An 853-nucleotide genomic window follows, 5' to 3' on the forward strand; every position below is an offset into this window, starting at 1 on the left:
TTATCAACGACCACAAACTTGTTCTCTTCCATTCGAGACAACTGACCATAAGTTGATACCAGTAAGAAATGGTCATCATCCAAACGTTTAATGTAAGAATCATAGTTTTTAGCCCACTTAGACAAGTCACTCGTTACCAAGTTATCAATCGTAGATTTTCTTCTATCATTCATTGAAGATACCGTTTCATCATAATTATCAATCACAATATGACCAATAACAATACGGCCAAGGTCAGCATTCTCAGCAATTACCCCATACTTGGTTACATCAATAAAGTACATAGCATGCTCATCTCTTAAATAAGTGACCTCGAAATGCGCATTCTTCCACTGGAATCGTTTAGAATTCAATGACGGATCTTCTTGAAATTCCTTGTACAATTCAAAAATTTCTTCATCTAAATCATTTATATTTAATCCAATGATTTCCTTCTGGTAGAAGTACTTTTGTAAAAAGGGATTTACCCATTCAATTGTTGGGTCATTTTCATCGAAGACAATAATACCAATAGGCATCTTCAATAGAATTTCACTTTGCACAGATTTAATCTGATTACCTAATCCTAAGATATATTCCCTCAAGGTGGTTAACATCTGGACCAAAGCAAAACCAAGCAAACCTATCACAACAACAATCAAACTAACAATGATAAAACCCATTTGTAAACTAACTGTTGCACTAAGACCGATCACGATAATCAATAATAATAGCGCAATAATAAGTGGCCATATAATTGCCGACTTCAATAAGAAAGAAGGAATTTTAGACTGCCAATTCTCTCTCTTCATAATAATCTCCTTTAGGTCAAAATTCGACACTTTAACATATACCATTTTAACACAATCTTAAG

General features: G+C 33.6%; 1 pseudogene. It reads right to left on the minus strand.

The features are described from left to right. A pseudogene (locus tag ACRCJ0_RS16415) lies at positions 1–791 on the minus strand (hypothetical protein); the annotation flags it as partial. Positions 792–853 lie beyond the last annotated feature (62 nt).

The sequence above is a fragment of the Aerococcus sp. L_32 genome (assembly GCF_050689315.1).